We start from the raw sequence: 20,778 nt of genomic DNA on the forward strand, positions 1-20,778 counted from the left end.
TTCCTAGCAGATTTCACCCTTTTCGCGTCGCCTGATCAGCGCCAGTACAGCGCGCTTTTCAGCATTATCCAGTACGCCCCACTCCGCGATCTCCATCGCATTGCGCAGGCACCCGGTGCACAGATTGCGCTCACCCGGACAGCAGGCGCCGACACAGGGGCTGCGTATCGGGCGCTCTTTTTCAACCTTTTCCATAACACTCCAACACTCTTTACAACAAAAAAGCAGCTAGTGTACTGCTGCACGCTATATGAAGATTATAACGGCCCCTTTTTCCGCCATCCTACGTTGTTCGTTGTCGCCGTAGCCCCACCAAGACTGTGCCTCACGCCTTGGCTGGCGAAAAAATGAGCGCGCTCTAAAGCACCACCAAGAGTGCACCAGTACACTAGTACCCACCCGGCTCATGTTCCGGGCGAGGCTTCATCGGGATACCGGCATCAAAGCCGACATTCAGCAACTCCACCAGCATGTAAGCGGTGAGGCCCCAGATAACGTAACCGTTATACTCGTAGGCCGGCACATAGTGTGTCATGCCGCGAAAACGCACAATATCGGTACGCTGGCGCCGGTCTTCCATAAAGAAGCTCAGCGGCACCCTGAAAAGACTCTCCAGCTCGGCGAGGCTGGGCGTAAGTATCACATCCTGCGGCACTATCCCGACCCAGGGCGTCACCTGCAACTGATGCTTGGACATAACCTGCCCCAGGGGCCCCAGCACATCCACCAGTCCAGGTTCCAGGCCGATTTCCTCCTGCGCCTCGCGCAGTGCCGTATAGAGCAGATCCGGGTCGGTCTCGTCCTGCTTGCCGCCAGGGAAGGCAACCTCGCCCCGGTGGGTCGACAGATGGGAGGCACGCCTGGTAAGGATAACCTGAGGTTCAGCCTCATCCGTCAGGGCGATGAGCACACTGGCATTGGGACGTTCGGATAACAGGCGACGTGGCCGGTAGTCGGCCAGGCGGTGGCGCAGCAACTCAAGCATGACGTCATTCTTCAGCGAATAATAACGCCATGATAACGCGCCGCGGGGCTAAAAATGAATGCCAAAACACCACAGCGACCAGCAGCCTTGTCGCCGACAAAGGCCTGCCATTAGAATGGAGGCAACCACAAGAGGACATGCCTTGAATTATTGCAGCGATTGCGGGCACAGCGTCAGCCAGAGTATTCCGCCGGGGGACAATCGCCCGCGCCATATATGCGATCGCTGTGGCACCATCCACTATCAGAATCCGCGCATCATCGCCGGCTGCCTGCCGGTACTGGGTGATCGCGTACTACTGTGCAAGCGGGCCATAGCACCGCGCATTGGCTACTGGACACTGCCGGCCGGCTTTATGGAAAACGGCGAAACGACCGAGCAGGCCGCCGCCCGCGAAACCCTGGAAGAAGCCCGCGCCCAGGTCAGGATTGGCGACCTCTATACAGTGACGTCCATCATCCATGCCAACCAGGTGCAGATGCTTTATCTGGCCGAGCTGAAAACGCCGGAATTTGGCCCGGGAGAAGAATCCCTGGAGGTCGAACTGTTCACCGAGGATGAAATTCCCTGGGAGAACCTGGCGTTCCAGACCATCAAGAATGCCCTGCGGTTCTATTTCGAAGACCGTCGCAACAACCGCTTCCCGCTGCGCCACCTCGAACTGAACACACCCCGAGGCAAGTACATGGCCTGCTAGCAGCCTGTCGGACTTAACACTGATCTACTGCGGAAAAGCCGACTTTGGTCATTTTTCGTGCTCTTTTTTGTTAAATAGAACCACTATTCGTCTCAAAAGAGCTCAAAACCTGCCTCAAAGCGGACTTTCCCTCGCTACGATCGGCCAAGCCCTACAGGCTGCTAGCCCCTAAGCCTCAGCCACCAAGCCCCTTGCTCCCGGTACTATTCGGGGCCGCGCGGGCCGTAGAGGTTTTCAAACTGGGTTTTGATCTGGGCCAGATTGTCACGCACATAGGCCACAAAGGCCTCCGCCACCGGCGTCAGGTGTTTGCTGCGCGGATAGACAGTGCACCAGGATCGACGCAGCGGAAAGCCTGTCACCTGGGCCTGCTGCAGCAGGCCATTATCCAGCTCCAGCTGCACACTGAGGCGCGGCATCACCGCCACCCCCAGCCCCGCCAGCACACCATGCTTGATGGCGGCATTGGAGCCCAGTTCCATATAGCCGTTCAGCGGCACACGGTGCTCTGAACAGAATGACTCCAGCGCCCGACGCGTGCCGGAACCCTGTTCGCGCAGCAGCAGTGGCTGTGCCAGAAAGGTCGCCAGCGACACCGATTTTTTCTTGCCCAGCGGGTGCCCCGCCGGCACCAGCGCGATCAGCTCGTTATCCAGAAAAGGCATAAAGGTGAGAGACCGATCTTCCGGCACCATGCCCATGATCACCAGGTCATCGTGGTTTTCCGCCAGGCGCTCGATAGCCTGGGCTCGGTTCACCACCTTCATCTTGACCTCAACCTTGGGGTACTTCTTCAGAAAACCCGACAGCAGATGGGGCACCACATACTGGGTGGTACTGACCGCTGCCAGACTGAGAGTGCCTGATACCGTACCCTCAAGCTCCGACAACTGCATCTGCAGTTGTTCCAGCTCGCCAAAGATCTGCCGCACGCTGCTCGCCAGCTGATCACCGGCGGCAGTGGTATAGAGCTTCTTGCCGACGTAATCGAACAGAGGCTGTCCCAGCGCCTGCTCAAGCTGGCGTATCTGGGCACTAATTGCCGGCTGCGTCAGCCCCAGTTCCGCGGCGGCACGACTGTAGCCTTTCAGACGATAGACCGTCGAAAAAACCTGAAGCTGACGAAATGACAGCCGGTTCAGCAGCTGTGGCAGTGAGTAAGCCATACGAATCTCTCAACAGTTAACACCGGGGAAATACCGGATTCACACCGAACAATCCCCTTGCCGGGCGATTTTGACACAATGTATAAGCCAAAATTTATACAAAAACAAAAAAATATCAATTTTTAATTAACATTGCAGCTGTACTACCTTAAAACGGTCACAGGCGCACCACTTCCATCTTCGCATGTGCGCTCCCGCTGACGGAGGAACTCAATGTTCAAAAAACTGTTGATCGCCAACCGTGGCGAAATTGCCGTCCGGATTGTCAGGGCCTGCGCAGAAATGGGCATCCGCTCGGTTGCAATCTTTACCGAGCCCGACCGCTACGCCCTGCACGTCAAGCGTGCCGATGAGGCTCACTTCGCCGGCACAGACCCACTGGCGGGCTACCTGGATCCACGCCGTATTGTCAGCCTCGCGGTGGAAACCGGCTGTGACGCCATTCATCCAGGCTACGGTTTCCTGTCCGAAAATGCCGACTTCGCCCGTATCTGCGCCGAACGCGGCATTGCCTTTGTCGGCCCCAATGCCGACGTGATTTCCCGCATGGGTGACAAGACCGCCGCACGCAGCAGCATGATCAGCGCAGGCATTCCCGTCACGCCGGGCTCAGACGGCAACCTCACCGATCTAAAGCAGGCGCTCAGCGTGGCCGAGCAGATCGGTTACCCGGTTATGCTCAAGGCGACCTCCGGCGGCGGTGGCCGCGGCATCCGCCGCTGCGACAACCCGACGGAACTGCGCGCCCAGTACCCCCGCGTCATTTCCGAAGCCACCAAGGCCTTTGGTTCCGCCGACGTCTTCCTCGAAAAGTGCATCCTGGACCCCAAGCACATAGAGGTGCAGATCCTCGCCGACAGCCAGGGTGAAGCCATTCACCTGTTCGAACGCGACTGCTCCATCCAGCGGCGCAATCAGAAGCTGATCGAGATCGCCCCCAGCCCGCAGCTGACACCGGAGCAACGCGCCTACGTAGGCGAGCTGGCTGTACGCGCCGCGCGCGCCGTGAACTACGAAAACGCCGGCACCGTCGAATTCCTGCTGTCGAACAACGAAGTGTATTTCATGGAAATGAATACCCGCGTGCAGGTCGAACACACCATTACCGAACAGATCACCGGCGTCGATATAGTGCGCGAGCAGATTCGTATCGCCGCCGGATTGCCGCTGCAATACCGCCAGCAGGACATTCAGCACCGCGGCTACGCCCTGCAGTTTCGCATCAACGCGGAAGACCCGAAAAACAACTTCCTGCCCAGTTTTGGCAAAATCACCCGCTACTATGCCCCCGGCGGCCCAGGCGTGCGTACCGATACCGCCATCTACACCGGCTACACCATTCCGCCCTACTTCGACTCCATGTGCCTGAAACTGGTGGTCTGGGCGCTGAACTGGGAAGACGCCCTGGACCGTGGCGCCCGCGCCCTGGCCGACATGCGCCTGCAGGGGGTACGCACCACAGCGCCCTATTATCAGGAAATCCTCAAATGCCCTGATTTTCGCAGCGGCGTGTTCACCACCAGTTTTGTTCCGGACCACCCGGAACTGCTGAACTATTCGGAAAAGCGCCACCCCAGCGAAATCGCCCTGGCTATCGCCGCCGCCATCGCCGCCCATGCCGGACTCTGACCCCGCGTGCGCTGCAGTAAAAACAGCGGCGCAAAAAGCAGCACAGGCCACAAGCGAGTCCTGAATTAAGAATTGGTACTGCAGGCGGCAATTGAGCATTACGCCTGGCAGGGCCCAGAGGAAAGACAATGAGCAAAGTGAAAGTAACCGACGTTATCCTGCGCGACGCCCATCAATCCCTGATTGCGACCCGCATGCGTACCGAAGACATGCTGCCCATCTGCGACAAGCTGGACCAGGTTGGCTACTGGTCGCTGGAAGTCTGGGGCGGCGCCACCTTTGACGCCTGCGTGCGTTTTCTCAAGGAAGACCCCTGGGAGCGCCTGCGCCAGCTCAGGGCCGCACTGCCCAATACCCGCCTGCAGATGCTGCTGCGCGGCCAGAACCTGCTGGGCTACCGCCACTACGCCGATGACGTGGTCGAAGCCTTTGTCGAGCGCGCCGCCGCCAATGGCATCGACGTCTTTCGCGTGTTCGATGCCCTGAATGACCTGCGTAACCTGGAAACCGCCATCAAGGCGGTGAAGAAGGCCGGCAAGCACGCCCAGGGCACCATCTGTTATACCACCAGCCCGGTTCATACCACCAAGCTGTTCGTCAAACAGGCAAAGGCTCTGCAGAAAATGGGGGCGGACTCCATCGCCCTCAAGGACATGGCCGGGCTGCTGACGCCCTACGCCACCTATGATCTGGTCAAGGCCATCCGCAAGGCGGTCAAGCTGCCGATCTTTATCCATTGCCACAATACCGCCGGCATCGCCGCCCAGTGCCAGCTCAAAGCCATCGAAGCCGGCGCCGAGCATATAGACACCGCCATCTCAGCCTTCGCCTCAGGCACCAGCCACCCGGCCACCGAGTCCCAGGTAGCAGCCCTGCGTGACACCCCCTGGGATACCGGGCTGGACCTGGAGCTGCTGCAGGAAATCGGCGACTACTTCCGAGAGGTACGCAAGAAGTATCACCAGTTCGAGAGCGAGTTTACCCGCGAGGATGTTGGCGTACAGATCAACCAGGTGCCAGGCGGCATGATGTCCAACCTCGCCAACCAGCTCAAGGAACAGAATGCCCTGGGACGGATTCGCGAAGTCTTCGCCGAGATTCCCCGCGTGCGCGAAGACCTTGGGTTCCCGCCACTGGTAACACCGACATCCCAGATAGTCGGCACCCAGGCGGTACTCAACGTACTGTCGGGCAAGCGCTACAACACTATCACCAACGAGGTGAAGCGCTATCTGGCGGGCGGTTACGGTCAGCCGCCGGCGGAGGTCAACAAGGAGTTGCAGAAGCAGGCCATCGGCAATGGTGAAATCGTTGAAGGCCGCCCGGCGGACCAGCTGCCGCCCGAAATGGCGCGCCTGAAAAAGGAGATCGGAGACCTTGCCCTGAGCCCGGAAGACGTACTGACCTTTGCCATGTTCCAGGATATAGGCCGTCAGTTCCTCAGCGAGCGCCGCGACGGTACCCTGCAGCCCGAGATACTGCAGGGCATCGAGAGCAAGACCCGCGCAGTCGATGAAGGTGTTCCCACCGAATTCAAGATCGACCTGCACGGCGAAACCTACGAGATTGCCGTGACCGGTGTCGGTACCCTGGATTCAGGCAAGCGGCATATCTTCATGACGCTGGATGGCATGCCCGAGGAAGTGGTGTTCGAACCACTGAATCTGTATGTGGCAGGCGCTGCCAGCGAGCGCGCCAAGGCGACCAGTCCCGGTCATGTCACCACCTCCATGCCGGGCAACATCGTCGATGTGCTGGTCAGCGTGGGTGATACCGTGACGGCAGGCCAGGCGATCCTGGTGACTGAAGCCATGAAAATGGAGACCGAGGTGCAGGCGCCGGTTGCCGGCAGCATCAAGGCCGTGCATGTCGCCAAGGGCGATCGCGTGACACCGGGCGAGGTTCTGATCGAAATCGAGTAAACCGCAGCGCTATCCCCCAGGGGCGCTTCCCCTAGCAGCCTGTAGGACTTGGCCGATCGTAACGAGGGAAAGACCGATTTGCGGCAGTTTTTGAGCTCTTTTGAGGCGAATAGTGGTTCTATTTAACAAAAAAGAGCACATAAAATGACCAAATTCGGCTTTTCCGCAGTAGATCAGTGGTAAGTCCGACAGGCTGCTAGCCCGCTACCGCCCGGGTCGCTGACCGCGACTCGGGCCACTGACTCAGCGTTACTCCGCCAATAATCAGCGCCGCTGCCGCCAGCTGCTGATAATTCAGGGTTTCGTGCAACAGCACATAGGCCAGGATAACGGTAAACACCGGAATCAGATTGATATATGCCGACGCCTGGCTTGCCGGAATCCAGGACACCCCGAGATTGAAGAGTCCGTAGGCAAAAATATTGACCACCAGCCCCAGATACAAGATCGCCAGCACCGCCTCCGGAACCCAGACACTTGGCAACTCAACCCCCGGCACCGCCAGCGCCGGCACAAAGAACAGCGTACCGCAAAACGACTGCAGCGCCGTCAGCAACCAGGGAGAATAGCGCGACGACAACCGCTTGAGGCACAGCGTATAAAGCATGGCGCACAACATGGCGCACAACTCGAGAAAGTTGCCCAGCAAAGGATTAGGCGCGATATCCGACACCTGGGCTGCAAAACTGAGCCAGAGCGCTCCAATGACCGCCAGCGCAAAGCCCAGCCAGGCCTGCAGCCGCAGGCGCTCACGCAGAAAGAAGCAGGCACCCAGGGCAACCAGCAGGGGTAACAGTGCGGTGATCATGCCGGCCTGAGCCGCGCTGGTGTACTGCAGCGCACTGGCCTCGAACAGGAAATACAGGCAGGGTTCGGCCAGCATCAGCAGCCCGATAAGCTTCCAGTCTCCGGCGCGGTAGTGCACAGGCCCGAAGCGGCGCAACACCCACACAAAGCAGCAGGATGCCACCAGCATGCGCCCGGCCAGCACCACCATGGGGTCGTAGTGACGGAACGCCAGTTTGAGGGCAATAAAGGCACTGGCCCACAACAGCATGGCCAGGGTCAGGCAGAGAATGGGCGTGATACGGGACGACATGACGGCGATACCCAATGGTGGCGCCGCGAAAACAGGCGACCAGAGAAAGCAGACGGCGGTAAAATCGGGCAGCATAACGCGCCCGGCGGCGAATGAAAGTTAATTATTCTGCAGCTGCATAAGCCTTACTGATCTGCTAGCAGCCTGTCGAACTTGACCGGTCGTAGCGAGGAAATGGCCGTTTTGAGTCAGTTTTTGGGCTTTTTTAAGGCGAATAGTGGTTCTATTTAACGAAAAAGAGTACGAAAAGTGGCCAAAATCGGCGTTTTCGCAGTAGATCAGTGTTAAGTCCGACAGGCTGCTAGGTCAGCAATAGATACGGGAATGTCCGTATAGCGTGATAAGATGCGCGCCGTCCCCATTTATTGAGCCCTGTAGCAATGAGCCTGCTGGTTACCACCTGGATCAAGTTTCTGTTCCTGTTCGCACCCTTTTTCGTGGTCTCGATGTTCCTGTCGCTAACCCGCAACGACAGCCGCGCCGAGCGACGCTCCATCGCCAACCGCGCGGTCCTCGCGGCCTTCTTTATCTGCCTGATGCTGTTTTTCTTCGGCAGCCCCATGTTTGACGCCCTGGGCATTACGCTGGATTCGTTCCGCGTAGGCGCCGGCGTGCTGCTGTTTTTGTCCGGCGTCAGCCTGGTACGCGATGGCGTGCGCGTCAACGCCGAAATCCCCCACGAGCAGCGCGACGATATCGCCGTGGTTCCGCTGGCGATGCCCACCATCGTGGGACCCGCCACCATCGGTGCCATTCTGGTGTACGGTGCCGAGCTACAGGGGCTGGACATGATATTTGGCATTGCCGGCATGATGCTGGCGCTGGGCTGCCTGCTGGGCTTTCTGCACATGGCCACCGCCATGGAGCGCCTGCTCGGGCGCACCGGCCTGAATATTCTCAGCAAGGTCACCGGCCTGATCCTGGCGGCCATGGCCTCCCAGATCGTACTCACTGGCATTCACGGCTTTATCCAGGCCAACGCCTTCTGAGCGCACTGGCGGTCGCCCTCAGTCCCATGCCGGTCTAGTATTCAACACAGGGGGCGACCTGCGCGGGCGGGTTCCAGACACCGAAGCAATAACAGGACAGACGACGATGCTGCGGCTCATGATGGTACTGGCAATCATAGCGATAGGCGTAGTGAGCATGAAGAGCTGCGATTCCGCGGTGTCACTCCAGACCGAACAGACACTGCAGTACAAACAAAAGATCAATCAGAAACTGCGGGAAAGCGATGACATGATCCGCGAGCGCCTGCAGGAGAGCGACGAAATCTATCGCCAGAAGATGGAGCAGACCGGGCAGTAAGTGTCAGCGTACAGCTGCAGAAACGGCCCACGGCGGATGCCTGCTACCAGATCAGACCTGGGTGCGCTGTTCAGATGTCTTCCAGTCGCCAGATATCATAGGCCACCTCTTCATAGGGGTGCGCCAGCTTCAGCACAGCTACAGCGGTACGAATCAGCGCATCCTCGCACACCATTTCGACCTTCCATTCCTGCAGCTTTTCCAGTGCACCCCTTGCACCTATATGCGGATCGCTGCCCGCCAGCGGCCTGAACTGACCCGTGCCCTGGGTTTGCCAGCAGCAGCTGTCGTAGCGACCGATGCGACCGACACCGGCGTCAAACAGCGCCTGCTTGACGCTTTCCAACTGTTCATCCGGCACATAAAAACACAGCTTGTACATACACCCATCCCCCTGCGGGCAACTCTTGCGCCAGCCCGGCACAGAGCCAGACCAAAAACATCGATGCCACAAATAAAAACAAAAAACAAAAAAGGGGAGCCCGTCAGGCTCCCCCTCTTATCCCACGTACAGCCACTACACATACGAGCGCAGGCATGGCCAAACTGCTAGCGCAGGTCCAGCACGTCCTGCATGTCGTACAGGCCAGGCGACTGCTGACCCAGCCACAGGGACGCCCGTACGGCCCCCTTGGCGAAGGTCATGCGGCTGCTGGCCTTGTGGGTAATCTCGATACGCTCGCCTTCGGTGGCGAACAGAACCGTATGATCGCCCACCACATCACCGGCACGAATGGTCTCGAAACCGATTTCCTTGCGCGGCCGCGCGCCCGTCTGACCTTCACGACCATAAACGGCACATTCCTTCAGATCCCGTCCCAGCGCCTCTGCAACCACCTCACCCAGGCGCAATGCAGTGCCTGAGGGTGCGTCCACCTTGTGGCGGTGATGGGTTTCGATCACTTCGATGTCGTAATCATCCCCCAGGGTTTTGGCAACCAGATCCAGCACCTTGAAGCAGACATTCACACCAACACTCATATTGGGCGCGAACATGATCGCGATCTGGCTGGCACGCAGCTCCAGTTCCGCTTTCTGTTCGTCGCTGAGGCCCGTGGTGCCGATAACGATCTTCTTGCCGTGCTGGGCACAGATAGCAACGTTATCCATGGTGGTAGCCGGCGTGGTGAAGTCGATCAGCACGTCGAAGTCATCCAGCACATCGTTGATGTCGCCCACAAGCTTGACACCCAGACGCCCGACCCCGGCCAGCTCACCCGCATCGGCGCCCAACAGCGAACTGCCCGGCTCAACAATGGCGGCGCTCAACTCGACGCCGTCTGCCAGATGCAGCGCCTCGATATTGGTCTTGCCCATACGCCCGGCCGCACCGGTTACTGCTACTCGAATCATGTTTACAGAATCCATCGTCGAAAAAGGGATAGCGAACTGTGGCAACACTGTGCCATTCGCCTTAAAAGAGCCCAAAAACTGACTCAAAACGGCCATTCCCTCGCTACGACCGGTCAAGTCCGACAGGCTGCCTAGCAACCGTCCTTGGGAAAAGACTGGTTCATGTCCAGCGCCGGCTTGTCACAGCCGGGATGCCCCACCACCCGGGCCGGTACACCCACCACAGTGGTATGGGGTGGCACATTCTCCAGCACCACGCTGCCGCCGCCCACCTTGGCGCCGGCACCGACTTCGATATTGCCGAAGATCTTGGCACCCGCCGCGATCAGCACGCCTTCGCGAATCTTCGGATGACGATCGCCGCTGTCCTTGCCGGTACCGCCAAGGGTCACGTTTTGCAGGATAGAGACGTCGTTCTCAACCACACTGGTTTCACCAATAACGATGCCGGTGGCGTGGTCGAACATGACACCGTGGCCAATACGCGCCGCCGGGTGAATGTCCACCTGCATTACCGAACTGACACGGCTCTGGAAATAGAGCGCCAAAGCTCGACGTCCCTGTTTCCAGAGATTGTGGGACACACGGTGGGTTTGCAGTGCGGAAAAGCCCTTGAGGTACAGCAGCACGGTGCAGAGACTGTCGACCGCAGGGTCACGGGTTTTCACGGCCATCAAATCGAGGCAGGCGCAGTGGATAATGCCCGGATCGTCGGCGTAGGTCTGCTCGATCATTTCACGCAGTGAAACCGCCGACATCACCTCGTCGGCAAGCTTTGACGCCAGTAAAAACGACAGCGCCGAGGACAGATCCTTGTGACTGATAATGGCGGCATGATAGAAACTTGCCAGAAAGGGCTCACGCTCTATCTCAAGCCTGGCTTCCTGCTGAAGCCGGGCCCAGAGCGCGGCGGGTTCTATGGCGACAGAGTTCATAGCTCCCCCTTGGATACAAAGCACAGGCGCCGTTCAGACGCCCGGCCTGATCAGGTCATATCTTCGAAGAACTGCTTTACAGAATCGAAGAACGAATGTTTTTTCGGGCTGTGTTTCTTGTTGCCACCTTCGGTTTCCTGCTGGAAATCTTTCAGCAGCTCCTTCTGGCGACTGGTGAGACTCACCGGCGTTTCCAGTATCACCCGCACCAGCAGATCACCCACAGGGCCACCGCGCACCGGGGTTACCCCCTTGCCACGCAGACGGAACAGTTTGCCGGTTTGCGTTTCCGCCGGTACCCGCAGCTTGACCCGCCCGTTAAGGGTTGGCACTTCGAGCTCGCCACCGAGCGCCGCATCCACAAAACTGATCGGTATCTCGCAGTATAGGTCGCGGCCGTCACGCTCGAAGATCGGATGCTGGCGCACGTTAACCTGCACATACAGATCCCCGGCCGGCCCGCCGTGACTGCCCGCCTCACCTTCGCCCGACAGGCGGATACGGTCACCGGTATCCACACCCGGCGGAATCTTCACCGACAGCGTCTTGACCTGCTCGACCCGGCCCTGACCACGACAGCTACCGCAGGGCTCGGAAATCACCTTGCCCTCGCCACGACAGGTCGGGCAGGTCTGCTGGACCGAGAAGAAGCCCTGCTGCATGCGCACCTGGCCATTACCGCCACAGGTACCACAGACCTTGGCACTGGTGCCGGGCTTGGCGCCGGAGCCATTGCAGGGTTCGCAGCCGACCAGCGTGGGCACGCGAATCGATTTCTCGACGCCGCGCACGGCATCTTCAAGGCTCAGATCCAGGTTGTAGCGCAGATCTGCGCCACGCTGCACGGAACTGCGACGACGGCCACCGCCGCCGCCACCAAAAATGTCGCCGAAGACATCGCCGAAAATATCGGAGAAACCGCCGTCAAAACCACCGTGACCACCGGCACCCTGCTCAACACCGGCATGGCCGTACTGGTCATAGGCGGCTTTCTTCTGCGCATCGGACAGTACTTCGTAGGCCTCGTTGACCTCCTTGAACTTGTCTTCAGCTTCGGCGTCGCCCGGATTGCGATCCGGATGAAACTTCATCGCCATGCGCCGATAGGCTTTCTTGATATCGCGGTCAGCCGTGTCTTTCGACACGCCCAACACTTCGTAATAATCTCGTTTGGACATAAGCGGGTCTGTCATGTTGCAGCGGTTGGCTCCACCGGGAGCCGGACACGACAACGCGGGCTATTGCCCGCGCTGCCACATTTCAGAGTATTGCAAAGCAGGTCAACGACTTACTTCTTGTCGTCTTTAACCTCTTCAAACTCTGCATCGACAGCATCTTCGCCAGGCTTGCCGGACGCCTCTTCACCTGCCTGCTCGCCTTCCGCCTGCGCTGCGGCATCGGCATACATCTTCTGCGCCACACCGGAGATAGCTTCAGTCAGGGTAGCGACCTTGGTATCGATGCCTTCCTTGCTGTCACCCTTGAGGGCTTCTTCCAGCTCGGAAATGGCTTTTTCGATCTGCTCTTTCTCTTCCGCAGTCGCCTTGTCGCCCGCTTCGGTCAGCGTCTTGCGCGCCGAGTGAACCATGGCGTCACCCTGGTTGCGAGCCTGGGCCAGTTCTTCGAACTTGCGGTCTTCATCGGCATGGGACTCGGCGTCCGCTACCATCTGATCGATTTCGTCATCCGACAGGCCGGAAGAAGACTTGATCACGATGGACTGCTGCTTGCCAGTCGCCTTGTCCTTGGCGGACACATTCAGGATACCGTTGGCATCCAGGTCGAAGGTGACTTCGATCTGCGGTACGCCACGGGGCGCCATCGGGATGTCTGCCAGGTCGAAACGGCCCAGCGACTTGTTCTGCGCCGCCTGCTTGCGCTCGCCCTGCACCACGTGAATGGTTACAGCGTTCTGGTTGTCGTCTGCGGTAGAGAACACCTGAGACTTCTTGGTCGGGATAGTGGTGTTTTTCTCGATCAGCCCTGTCGCTACGCCACCCATGGTTTCAATACCCAGAGTCAGCGGAGTGACGTCCAGCAGCAGTACGTCTTTAACATCGCCGGACAGTACGGCGCCCTGAATGGCAGCACCAATGGCAACAGCTTCATCGGGGTTCACATCCTTGCGCGGTTCCTTGCCAAAGAACTCGGCAACGGACTTCTGCACCATCGGCATGCGGGTCTGACCGCCCACCAGGATAATTTCATCAATTGCAGACGCGCTCAGATCAGCATCTTTCAGTGCGATACGGCACGGATCCAGCGTGCGCTTGACCAGATCTTCAACCAGAGATTCCAGCTTGGAACGGGTCACCTTGACGTTAAGGTGCTTCGGACCTGTGGCATCGGCGGTGATGTACGGCAGGTTGACGTCGGTCTGCTGGGCAGAGGACAGCTCAACCTTGGCTTTCTCGGCGGCTTCCTTCAGACGCTGCAATGCCAGCGGATCATGGTGCAGATCGATGCCGGACTCTTTCTTGAATTCGTCCGCCAGGTAGTTGATCAGCTTAAGGTCGAAATCTTCACCGCCGAGGAAAGTATCACCGTTGGTGGCCAGTACTTCGAACTGGTGCTCGCCATCAACATCGGCGATTTCGATGATGGATACGTCAAAGGTACCACCACCCAGGTCGTATACGGCAATGGTGCGATCACCCTTGCCCTTGTCCAGGCCGTAGGCCAGTGCAGCGGCTGTCGGCTCGTTGATGATGCGCTTGACGTCCAGACCGGCGATACGGCCAGCATCCTTGGTCGCCTGACGCTGTGCATCGTTGAAGTAGGCCGGTACCGTGATAACGGCTTCAGTCACCGCTTCACCCAGGTAGTCCTCGGCGGTCTTCTTCATTTTTTTCAGGATTTCGGCAGACACCTGGGGCGCAGCCATCTTCTTGCCTTTAACCTCAACCCAGGCGTCGCCATTGTCAGCTTCGACAATAGAGTACGGCACCATTTTGATGTCTTTCTGCACGACATCGTCTTTGAAACGACGGCCGATCAGGCGCTTGATGGCAAACAGGGTGTTTTTCGGGTTGGTCACTGCCTGGCGCTTGGCCGGCTGTCCCACCAGGATCTCGCCATCTTCGCTGTAGGCGATGATGGACGGCGTGGTGCGATCGCCTTCGGCGTTTTCCAGTACGCGAGTCTTGTCGCCATCCAGGATCGCCACACAGGAGTTGGTGGTTCCCAGGTCGATGCCAATAATTTTACCCATGTGTCTTTGCTCCAGTTCTGCAGTGCCTGTATTGCAAGGCACGAAATCCGATTAACTTGCTTGCAGTTCTATATAGGGCCGAATATCGCCGTTTCAAGCGCCAGGCCTAAAGTCTCTGCTTAACTTTTCGAAACCATGACCATCGCCGGGCGCAACAGGCGACCGTTGAGGGTGTAACCCTTCTGCACCACCGCGACTACGGTGTTGGGCGCCGTGTCCGGCGCATCCACCAGCGACATGGCCTGATGCAGAGCCGGATCGAAAGCCGCACCCTGCGGATCAACAGACTCGATCTTGAACTTGTTCAGACCCGACACCAGCATGCCCAGCGTAAGCTCGACACCTTCGCGAATGGCCTGGGTTGCGGCGTCTTCCTTGTCGAAGCTGTCAACCGCACGCTCCAGACTATCCAGCACCGGCAGCATTTCGTTGGCAAACTTCTCGACACCAAACTTGTGCGCCTTTTCCACATCCTGTTCGGCACGACGCCGAACATTCATGAAGTCGGCCTGGGTGCGCAGCAGCTGATCGCGCAACTCATCCATTTCAGTGGTGACAGTCTCGAGTTCCTGAGCCAGGGTTTGTGCATCAGGCAGCTCTGCTGCATCCGCTGTCGCTGCGTCTGCCTGCTGCTCTTCGGCTACCGGCGATTCCAGGATTTCATCCGCCGGATTTTTCTCTTGCTCTGCCATTCCTGCTACCACCTCAATGCAAAGATGTTTGAAAAGATTACTGCTGCTGTATATGGGGTTATTCGCCGGTGATTCAACCGCCAGCACAGAAAAAATTTGCAACGCGATGCCCCGACGATTGCAACGGCAATGGAAATGACCTATACAGTAAAAGTACTGTATAAATGCACAGGTAAAATACCATCATGCTCAGTCAGCTGACGATCCGCAACTTTGCCATTGTCGAAAGCCTGGACCTGGAACTTGCCACCGGCATGACCGTTGTCAGCGGTGAAACCGGGGCCGGCAAGTCCATCATGCTCGATGCCCTGGCCCTGGCCCTGGGCGATCGCGCCGAAACAGGCGTCGTGCGCACGGGCGCCGATCGCGCCGAGATCATCGCCAGTTTTAATATCAGCGGCCTGCCCGATGCAACCGCCTGGCTGCAGGAACAGGATCTCGACCAGGATGGCGACTGCATACTGCGCCGTGTAATCACCCGAGAAGGGCGCTCGCGTTCCTATATCAACGGTCAGCCCTGCCCGGTCACGGCCATCCGCACTCTGGCGAATCATCTGGTGGATATTCACGGCCAGCATGAGCACCAGCGTCTGCTCAAGCGCGATTACCATCGTACCCTGCTGGATGAACACGCCGGCCAGAGCAAACAGGCCCAGCAGGTACGCGACTCCTTCCTGCGCTGGCGCCGGCTGGATCAGGAACTGAGCAGCCTGACCGAACAAAGTGCCGAACAGGCGGCCCGCATTCAGCTGCTCAGCTACCAGACCGACGAGCTTGATCAGCTTGGCCTGCAGGACAACGAACTCAGCGCGCTGGAAGAAGAACAGAAAACCCTGGCCAACGCCGATGACATTCTGCACACCGGGCACCAATTGCTTGAACTCACCGCCGACGCCGAACAGGCCAACTGCCTGAGCCTGCTGGCGCACTGCGAACAGCTGCTGCACTCGCTCGACGTTCAGTCGCCGGCCCTGCAGCAGGCCGCAGAAATGCTCGGCAGCGCACAGATACAGATCGAGGAAGCCAGCCAGGAGATTCGCCATTACCTGGATCGCGTCGAGGTCAATCCGCAGCGCCATCAGGAAGTTGAAGAGCGCCTCTCCAGCATTTATGAAATCGCGCGCAAGCACCGCATTAAACCCGAAGACCTGGTGAGATTTCACAGCGAACTGAAGCAGGAGCTCAGCTCCCTGAGCCGCTCCGATGAGGAACTCGACCTGCTTGCCCAGGCAGTCACCGCAGCCCGGGACTCCTACAGCAAGGCTGCTGCACGCCTGAGTCGCGGCCGCCAAAAGGCGGCACGCCAGCTCGGCAAGGCCGTGGATGCACAACTGCATGAGCTGGGCATGAATGACGCCCGGTTTGAAGTCTGCCTCAGCCCCTTGCCGCAGGAACGCCAGGGGCCACAGGGGCTGGAAGAGGTGGAGTTCCTGATCAGCGCCAACCGTGGCCAGCCCGCCCGTCCGCTTGGCAAGGTCGCATCAGGCGGCGAACTGTCCCGTATCAGCCTGGCGATTCAGGTCATCACGGCGCAGACATCCGCCACGCCCACCCTGATATTCGACGAAGTCGATGTCGGCATCGGCGGCGCCATAGCCGAAGTCGTCGGCCGCATGCTGCGCCAGCTCGGCGAACGCGCCCAGATCCTCTGCGTAACCCACCAGCCACAGGTCGCCTCCCAGGGGCACCAGCACCTGTTCGTCAGCAAGATTGCCGGCGATGTGCATACCCACACGCGCATTCGCAACCTGGACAACAGCGACCGCGTACAGGAAGTGGCTCGCATGCTTGGCGGCATCGACATTACCGAGCGTTCCGTCGCCCATGCCCGTGAAATGCTCGGCTTCGGTTAAGCACCTGCAGACGCAAAAAAAGCCGGTTTTCACCGGCTTTTTTTGTAACTGCGCGTTCAGCTGACTCTTTTGGCCACGTTTATAACGATATGAAATGACCACGACTGGTGGCCTTGCCACGGGCAGCAGCCTCCACCGCAAGCCTGCGTCAAACGCGGTTAGCGTTTTTCGCAACCATCCTTGCACAGACCATACAGATACAATGTGCGGTCGGTCAGGCGAAAACCCAACTCTTCTGCAATCGCATTCTGACGCCGTACCAGCTCAGGATCGGTAAATTCACGCACCTTGCCACAACGTACGCAGACCACATGATCGTGCTGCTGATCACTGGCCAGTTCGAACACAGAATGCCCGCCCTCGAAGTGATGACGCGACACAAGACCGGCCGTTTCAAACTGCGTCAGAACCCGGTAAACCGTTGCCAGGCCAACGTCTTCTCCCTGCTCAATCAACAACTTGTATATATCTTCGGCGCTAAAGTGATCTCCCTCACCGGCACGCTCCAGAATCTGGTAGATCTTGACCCTGGGCAGGGTGACTTTCAGTCCTGCCTTACGCAGTTCCTGATTTTCAAGCGCCATAATCTTTCTCTATGCTGTTCGCGATTTGGAATGTTAGACTCCATTATCTTTGTTTATGCACCATAGTGGAAGTTTAATGCAGATACGGAAATTTCTTATCGGCATCACCGCCAGCATTTTGATCAGCGGCTGCGCCGAGTTCCCCGGCGTCCACAAGATTGATATCCCGCAGGGCAACGTCGTTACACAGGAAATGGTCAATCAGCTTAAGCCCGGCATGACCCGAAATCAGGTCCGTTTTGTTATGGGCACCCCACTGATCACCGATACCTTCAGCCCGGATCGCTGGGACTACATCTACAGCATGGAAAAGGGTGGAGAAGCCCGGACCCAGGAAGGTGTCTCTCTGTACTTCAGCGGCGACCAGCTGAGCCGCATCAGTGGCGACTACCGCCCCGTTGCCACCCAGTAACGACCTGCTTACGGCAGCGCATCCGTCGCTGCCGAGTTACCGCTTCCCGCTTTGCACAAAACCGCTTCAGGCTTGATCCTTCCCGACCGCCTTTTGGGCTTTCATTTTTGCGGCACGTTTGGCACGGGCTTCCTTGGGATCGGCAATCAGCGGCCGGTATATCTCCACCCGATCGCCATCGCGCATCACATACTCCTGGGGACTGCGAATCGCCTTGCCAAAAACGCCCATGGGCGTGCGATCGGGATCTATCTCCGGGAACAATGCCACGATGCCGGACTTGATCACCGCATCATGGGCCGTGCAGTCATCCTCCACCTGCAGCGATATGATTTTCTGTTCCTTGGGTAGCGCAAAGGCAACCTCGACTGTAATCATCTGTGTTATGTCCTTTAATTAGCCGTACACCTTGTCAGCCCTGTTCACAAAAGCCTCAACCAGGGTCGTCGCCACCTGGTTGAACACCCTGGACATGGCCATGCCGGTTAGCTTTCCGCCAAAATCGAAGCTCAGGTCAAGATGCACCTTGCACGCCTCATCACTGAGCCGCGTGAAGGTCCAGACACCACTGAGCGATGCAAAAGGCCCTTCCACCAGTTCGATGGTCATTTTACCCGGGCGTTCAAGCCGGTTGCGCGTCGTAAAGCTGTACTTCAGCCCGGCCTTCGCCAGGTGCAACGTCGCCACCAGCTCAGCCTCCGATGACCTGATCAGCTCAGTAGAGGCACACCAGGGCAGAAACTGCGGGTAAGCATCCACATCATTGATGAGATCAAACATTTGCTCGACTGTATGCAGCACAAGGGCGCTGCGTTCGACACGGGTCATCGGATAAGCGTCCTTCAGGCCAGTTTCTGGTACAGATTAAGCGCGAATATGATCGCCACCGCAACCGGCGCCACTAAGCGCACCACGCCGTACCACAGATTGAAGTGCAATCGTTTTTTCATCGCCAGCTCATCCATGATGGCACTGCGGCGCATAAACCAGCCCACATAGATCGCCAGGAAGAGCCCGCCGAGCGGCAACATGATATTAGCCGTCACGAAGTCGAGAAAATCGAAGGTGGTCATACCCAGAAGCTTGAAGTCCGCCAGCACATTGAAGGACCCAAGGCTTAAAATCCCCATCGCCCAGCCCGCGGCGCCCAGGATAAGACAGGCTGGCAGGCGTTCCAGCTTAAGCCGCTCAACCAGCCAGGCCGTTGCCGGCTCCATCAGCGAAATCGCCGAAGTCCAGGCGGCAACACCCACCAGCAGGAAGAACAGGAAGCCAAACAGCTGACCGCCCGGCATCTGCCCAAAGGCGACCGGCAGGGTGATGAACATCAGGCCAGGGCCGGCACCGGGATCCAGCTCGTTGGCAAACACGATAGGAAAGATCGCCATGCCCGCCGCGAGCGCGACCAGGGTATCCAGAAAGGCAATCGTCATAACAGTGCCGCCGATCGATGCCTGCTTGGGCATATAGGAGCCGTAGGCCAAAATAGCCCCCATCCCGAGCGACAGAGTAAAGAACGAGTGCCCCAGCGCCACCAGCACGCTGTCCCAGGTCAGGTCCTCAGGCGCGAAGCGAAACAGAAATTCCAGACCTTGAGTGAAATGCCCGGTCGTGAAGGAATAACCCAGCAGTAGCGCCAGCAAGGCAAAGAGCGAGGGCATCATGATACGGGTAGCCCGCTCAAGCCCCTTGTTGACGCCACCGACCACGACCAGCATCACCAGCACCACAAATACAGAGTGCCAGGCCAGCATCAGTTTGGGATCGGCCAGCAGCTGTTCAAACTGGGCCGCGGCCTGATCCCGCCCCATATCGATATAGTCTCCGCGCACCATGCCGGCTATATAGTTCAGCACCCAGCCGGCCACCACCGAGTAGAAGCTGAAGATCAGGAAACCCGCCAGGGCCGCCATCCAGCCAATGGCCTGCCAGCCAGTTGAAAGATCCGACTCGCTGGCGGTGACCTTCATCGCATTGACGGGGTTACAGCGCCCGCGGCGACCGATCAGCGCTTCACCCATCATGATGGGTACGCCAACCAGCAGGATGCAGACCAGATACACCAGTACAAAAGCACCGCCGCCATTCTCCCCGGTGATATAGGGGAATTTCCAGATATTGCCCAAACCGACGGCCGAGCCGGTCGCTGCCAGAATAAAGATCCAGCGGTTGGCCCAGGTACCATGTATCGAGTGCCGTTCCTGCATACTTGCCTCTGTAAAAGCTATCAAACCGCGTTGCCTGTGAATGCAGCTGCATATAAATGAAGCACCAGAGCGATGCCTGCATTCGAACTTCGCAACGCAAAACGGGGCATTCTTCCTATTTTGCCGGACTCAGGCAACCGTTTTACCCCGCTCCGGCTGTTTTTTTGCGTTGAGTGGCGGCGAAACACAACGCACAGCTTTCCACCCCGACAGTGCATCGATATAATCGCCCACCATGGCAACCAAGAAATCCAAGAACACCAGCTCGACAATCTGTCTCAACAAAAAGGCACGGCACGAATACAGCATCGAAGAAAAATTCGAAGCAGGTGTCGCTCTCACCGGTTGGGAAGTCAAGAGCTTGCGCGAGGGTCGCGCTCAACTGATCGACTCCTACGTCATCCTCAAGAACGATGAGGCATGGCTCGTGGGCGCTCACTTCACCCCGCTTATTAGCGCCTGTACCCATGTGGTTGCAGACCCCAGGCGTGATCGCAAACTGCTGCTGCACCGTCGCCAGATCGACAAGCTGCAGGTAGCAACCCAGGCCAAGGGCCACACCTGCGTGGCGCTTGCCATGTACTGGAAAGGCGGCCGGGTCAAATGCGAAATCGCTCTCGTAAAAGGCAAGAAGCTGCACGACAAGCGCGCCAGCGAGAAAGAACGCGAAGGCGAACGCGAGAAGCAGCGCGGTCTGGCGGCACACTAAGCCGCCCCGCAGGCCC

General features: G+C 58.4%; 22 protein-coding genes. 8 read left to right on the forward strand and 14 right to left on the reverse strand.

The features are described 5' to 3' along the window. Positions 1 to 3 precede the first annotated feature (3 nt). Positions 4 to 195: a DUF1289 domain-containing protein gene (locus tag MRS74_RS00575; RefSeq protein ID WP_254578323.1), complete on the reverse strand. Its 192-nt coding sequence runs from the start codon at positions 193 to 195 to the stop codon at positions 4 to 6. Between the two features lie 193 nt (positions 196 to 388). Continuing rightward, positions 389 to 985: a CoA pyrophosphatase gene (locus MRS74_RS00580; protein WP_254578324.1), complete on the reverse strand. Its 597-nt coding sequence runs from the start codon at positions 983 to 985 to the stop codon at positions 389 to 391. Positions 986 to 1,127: 142 nt separating this feature from the next. Here MRS74_RS00580 and MRS74_RS00585 point away from each other — a divergent pair, with 142 nt between their 5' ends. Further along, positions 1,128 to 1,682 (forward strand): NUDIX hydrolase, encoded by a 555-nt coding sequence (locus MRS74_RS00585; protein WP_254578325.1) that lies wholly within the window; start codon positions 1,128 to 1,130, stop codon positions 1,680 to 1,682. A 203-nt stretch (positions 1,683 to 1,885) separates the two neighbouring features. Here the strand turns inward: MRS74_RS00585 and MRS74_RS00590 are convergent, their stop codons facing one another. After that, positions 1,886 to 2,848, reverse strand: coding sequence for a LysR family transcriptional regulator (locus tag MRS74_RS00590; protein WP_254578326.1), 963 nt, complete (start codon positions 2,846 to 2,848; stop codon positions 1,886 to 1,888). A 213-nt stretch (positions 2,849 to 3,061) separates the two neighbouring features. Here MRS74_RS00590 and MRS74_RS00595 point away from each other — a divergent pair, with 213 nt between their 5' ends. Together MRS74_RS00595 and oadA are read left to right on the forward strand one after the other, a co-directional pair. After that, complete coding sequence (locus tag MRS74_RS00595; protein WP_254578327.1) at positions 3,062 to 4,477, forward strand: acetyl-CoA carboxylase biotin carboxylase subunit; 1,416 nt, start codon at positions 3,062 to 3,064, stop codon at positions 4,475 to 4,477. 128 nt (positions 4,478 to 4,605) lie between these two features. Next, entirely contained in the window at positions 4,606 to 6,399 is a 1,794-nt protein-coding gene (oadA, locus tag MRS74_RS00600) for a sodium-extruding oxaloacetate decarboxylase subunit alpha (RefSeq protein WP_254578328.1), read from the forward strand. Positions 6,400 to 6,595: 196 nt separating this feature from the next. On the opposite strand, the gene MRS74_RS00605 is transcribed toward oadA, so the two are convergent. Further along, complete coding sequence (locus tag MRS74_RS00605; RefSeq protein ID WP_254578329.1) at positions 6,596 to 7,573, reverse strand: DMT family transporter; 978 nt, start codon at positions 7,571 to 7,573, stop codon at positions 6,596 to 6,598. 305 nt (positions 7,574 to 7,878) lie between these two features. Between MRS74_RS00605 and MRS74_RS00610 the strand changes: the two genes are divergently transcribed. Further along, a complete protein-coding gene (locus tag MRS74_RS00610) occupies positions 7,879 to 8,487 on the forward strand; it encodes a MarC family protein (protein WP_254578330.1) in 609 nt (202 codons plus the stop codon). Positions 8,488 to 8,593: 106 nt separating this feature from the next. Then, a complete protein-coding gene (locus MRS74_RS00615; RefSeq protein WP_254578331.1) occupies positions 8,594 to 8,806 on the forward strand; it encodes a hypothetical protein in 213 nt (70 codons plus the stop codon). Between the two features lie 70 nt (positions 8,807 to 8,876). Here MRS74_RS00615 and MRS74_RS00620 read toward each other — a convergent pair whose 3' ends face one another. The 6 genes from MRS74_RS00620 to grpE form a co-directional block, all read right to left on the reverse strand. Beyond that, the gene (locus MRS74_RS00620; RefSeq protein ID WP_254578332.1) at positions 8,877 to 9,188 is read right to left on the reverse strand and encodes a YqfO family protein; all 312 of its coding nucleotides are present in this window, start codon (positions 9,186 to 9,188) and stop codon (positions 8,877 to 8,879) included. Positions 9,189 to 9,355: 167 nt separating this feature from the next. Next, on the reverse strand, positions 9,356 to 10,159 hold the full coding sequence (gene dapB / locus MRS74_RS00625) for a 4-hydroxy-tetrahydrodipicolinate reductase (RefSeq protein ID WP_254578333.1): 804 nt from the start codon (positions 10,157 to 10,159) through the stop codon (positions 9,356 to 9,358). A gap of 131 nt (positions 10,160 to 10,290) precedes the next feature. Beyond that, positions 10,291 to 11,094 (reverse strand): serine O-acetyltransferase, encoded by an 804-nt coding sequence (gene cysE / locus MRS74_RS00630; RefSeq protein ID WP_254578334.1) that lies wholly within the window; start codon positions 11,092 to 11,094, stop codon positions 10,291 to 10,293. Positions 11,095 to 11,144: 50 nt separating this feature from the next. Further along, positions 11,145 to 12,272 (reverse strand): molecular chaperone DnaJ, encoded by a 1,128-nt coding sequence (gene dnaJ, locus MRS74_RS00635; RefSeq protein WP_254578335.1) that lies wholly within the window; start codon positions 12,270 to 12,272, stop codon positions 11,145 to 11,147. Positions 12,273 to 12,382: 110 nt separating this feature from the next. After that, positions 12,383 to 14,305, reverse strand: a complete 1,923-nt coding sequence (gene dnaK / locus MRS74_RS00640) for a molecular chaperone DnaK (RefSeq protein WP_254578336.1) — start codon at positions 14,303 to 14,305, stop codon at positions 12,383 to 12,385. A 119-nt stretch (positions 14,306 to 14,424) separates the two neighbouring features. Beyond that, positions 14,425 to 14,997 carry a nucleotide exchange factor GrpE gene (grpE, locus tag MRS74_RS00645; protein WP_254578337.1) on the reverse strand — a complete coding sequence of 191 codons (573 nt, stop codon included), beginning with the start codon at positions 14,995 to 14,997 and terminating at the stop codon, positions 14,425 to 14,427. Between the two features lie 185 nt (positions 14,998 to 15,182). On the opposite strand from grpE, the gene recN reads away from it, so the two are divergent. Next, positions 15,183 to 16,850: a DNA repair protein RecN gene (recN, locus tag MRS74_RS00650; protein WP_254578338.1), complete on the forward strand. Its 1,668-nt coding sequence runs from the start codon at positions 15,183 to 15,185 to the stop codon at positions 16,848 to 16,850. A 158-nt stretch (positions 16,851 to 17,008) separates the two neighbouring features. On the opposite strand, the gene fur is transcribed toward recN, so the two are convergent. Beyond that, on the reverse strand, positions 17,009 to 17,434 hold the full coding sequence (gene fur / locus MRS74_RS00655; protein ID WP_067377564.1) for a ferric iron uptake transcriptional regulator: 426 nt from the start codon (positions 17,432 to 17,434) through the stop codon (positions 17,009 to 17,011). A gap of 76 nt (positions 17,435 to 17,510) precedes the next feature. Between fur and MRS74_RS00660 the strand changes: the two genes are divergently transcribed. Next, positions 17,511 to 17,846, forward strand: a complete 336-nt coding sequence (locus MRS74_RS00660; protein ID WP_254578339.1) for an outer membrane protein assembly factor BamE — start codon at positions 17,511 to 17,513, stop codon at positions 17,844 to 17,846. Between the two features lie 66 nt (positions 17,847 to 17,912). Here MRS74_RS00660 and MRS74_RS00665 read toward each other — a convergent pair whose 3' ends face one another. The 3 genes from MRS74_RS00665 to MRS74_RS00675 are packed head-to-tail and all read right to left on the reverse strand — an operon-like array spanning position 17,913 to position 20,053. Continuing rightward, a complete protein-coding gene (locus MRS74_RS00665) occupies positions 17,913 to 18,224 on the reverse strand; it encodes an RnfH family protein (RefSeq protein ID WP_254578340.1) in 312 nt (103 codons plus the stop codon). Between the two features lie 18 nt (positions 18,225 to 18,242). Further along, positions 18,243 to 18,674, reverse strand: coding sequence for a type II toxin-antitoxin system RatA family toxin (locus MRS74_RS00670; RefSeq protein WP_254578341.1), 432 nt, complete (start codon positions 18,672 to 18,674; stop codon positions 18,243 to 18,245). A 14-nt stretch (positions 18,675 to 18,688) separates the two neighbouring features. Then, positions 18,689 to 20,053 (reverse strand): sodium-dependent transporter, encoded by a 1,365-nt coding sequence (locus MRS74_RS00675; RefSeq protein WP_254578342.1) that lies wholly within the window; start codon positions 20,051 to 20,053, stop codon positions 18,689 to 18,691. A gap of 235 nt (positions 20,054 to 20,288) precedes the next feature. On the opposite strand from MRS74_RS00675, the gene smpB reads away from it, so the two are divergent. Beyond that, entirely contained in the window at positions 20,289 to 20,762 is a 474-nt protein-coding gene (smpB, locus tag MRS74_RS00680) for an SsrA-binding protein SmpB (protein WP_254578343.1), read from the forward strand. Positions 20,763 to 20,778: the final 16 nt, after the last annotated feature.

This window comes from Marinobacterium sedimentorum, from assembly GCF_024267675.1.
Taxonomy (GTDB): Bacteria; Pseudomonadota; Gammaproteobacteria; order Pseudomonadales; family Balneatricaceae; genus Marinobacterium_A; species Marinobacterium_A sedimentorum.

Excerpts from the sequence above, each read along its gene's own strand:
- MRS74_RS00605 (WP_254578329.1), bottom strand. The coding sequence starts at position 7,573 with ATGCTGCCCGATTTTACCGCCGTCTGCTTTCTCTGGTCGCCTGTTTTC.
- dnaJ (WP_254578335.1), bottom strand. The coding sequence starts at position 12,272 with ATGTCCAAACGAGATTATTACGAAGTGTTGGGCGTGTCGAAAGACACG.
- MRS74_RS00670 (WP_254578341.1), bottom strand. The coding sequence starts at position 18,674 with ATGACCCGTGTCGAACGCAGCGCCCTTGTGCTGCATACAGTCGAGCAA.
- recN (WP_254578338.1), top strand. The coding sequence starts at position 15,183 with ATGCTCAGTCAGCTGACGATCCGCAACTTTGCCATTGTCGAAAGCCTG.
- oadA (WP_254578328.1), top strand. The coding sequence starts at position 4,606 with ATGAGCAAAGTGAAAGTAACCGACGTTATCCTGCGCGACGCCCATCAA.
- dapB (WP_254578333.1), bottom strand. The coding sequence starts at position 10,159 with ATGATTCGAGTAGCAGTAACCGGTGCGGCCGGGCGTATGGGCAAGACC.
- MRS74_RS00675 (WP_254578342.1), bottom strand. The coding sequence starts at position 20,053 with ATGCAGGAACGGCACTCGATACATGGTACCTGGGCCAACCGCTGGATC.
- MRS74_RS00580 (WP_254578324.1), bottom strand. The coding sequence starts at position 985 with ATGCTTGAGTTGCTGCGCCACCGCCTGGCCGACTACCGGCCACGTCGC.
- MRS74_RS00620 (WP_254578332.1), bottom strand. The coding sequence starts at position 9,188 with ATGTACAAGCTGTGTTTTTATGTGCCGGATGAACAGTTGGAAAGCGTC.
- MRS74_RS00610 (WP_254578330.1), top strand. The coding sequence starts at position 7,879 with ATGAGCCTGCTGGTTACCACCTGGATCAAGTTTCTGTTCCTGTTCGCA.
- fur (WP_067377564.1), bottom strand. The coding sequence starts at position 17,434 with ATGGCGCTTGAAAATCAGGAACTGCGTAAGGCAGGACTGAAAGTCACC.
- MRS74_RS00665 (WP_254578340.1), bottom strand. The coding sequence starts at position 18,224 with ATGATTACAGTCGAGGTTGCCTTTGCGCTACCCAAGGAACAGAAAATC.
- MRS74_RS00615 (WP_254578331.1), top strand. The coding sequence starts at position 8,594 with ATGCTGCGGCTCATGATGGTACTGGCAATCATAGCGATAGGCGTAGTG.
- smpB (WP_254578343.1), top strand. The coding sequence starts at position 20,289 with ATGGCAACCAAGAAATCCAAGAACACCAGCTCGACAATCTGTCTCAAC.
- MRS74_RS00595 (WP_254578327.1), top strand. The coding sequence starts at position 3,062 with ATGTTCAAAAAACTGTTGATCGCCAACCGTGGCGAAATTGCCGTCCGG.
- cysE (WP_254578334.1), bottom strand. The coding sequence starts at position 11,094 with ATGAACTCTGTCGCCATAGAACCCGCCGCGCTCTGGGCCCGGCTTCAG.
- MRS74_RS00575 (WP_254578323.1), bottom strand. The coding sequence starts at position 195 with ATGGAAAAGGTTGAAAAAGAGCGCCCGATACGCAGCCCCTGTGTCGGC.
- grpE (WP_254578337.1), bottom strand. The coding sequence starts at position 14,997 with ATGGCAGAGCAAGAGAAAAATCCGGCGGATGAAATCCTGGAATCGCCG.
- MRS74_RS00590 (WP_254578326.1), bottom strand. The coding sequence starts at position 2,848 with ATGGCTTACTCACTGCCACAGCTGCTGAACCGGCTGTCATTTCGTCAG.
- MRS74_RS00660 (WP_254578339.1), top strand. The coding sequence starts at position 17,511 with ATGCAGATACGGAAATTTCTTATCGGCATCACCGCCAGCATTTTGATC.
- dnaK (WP_254578336.1), bottom strand. The coding sequence starts at position 14,305 with ATGGGTAAAATTATTGGCATCGACCTGGGAACCACCAACTCCTGTGTG.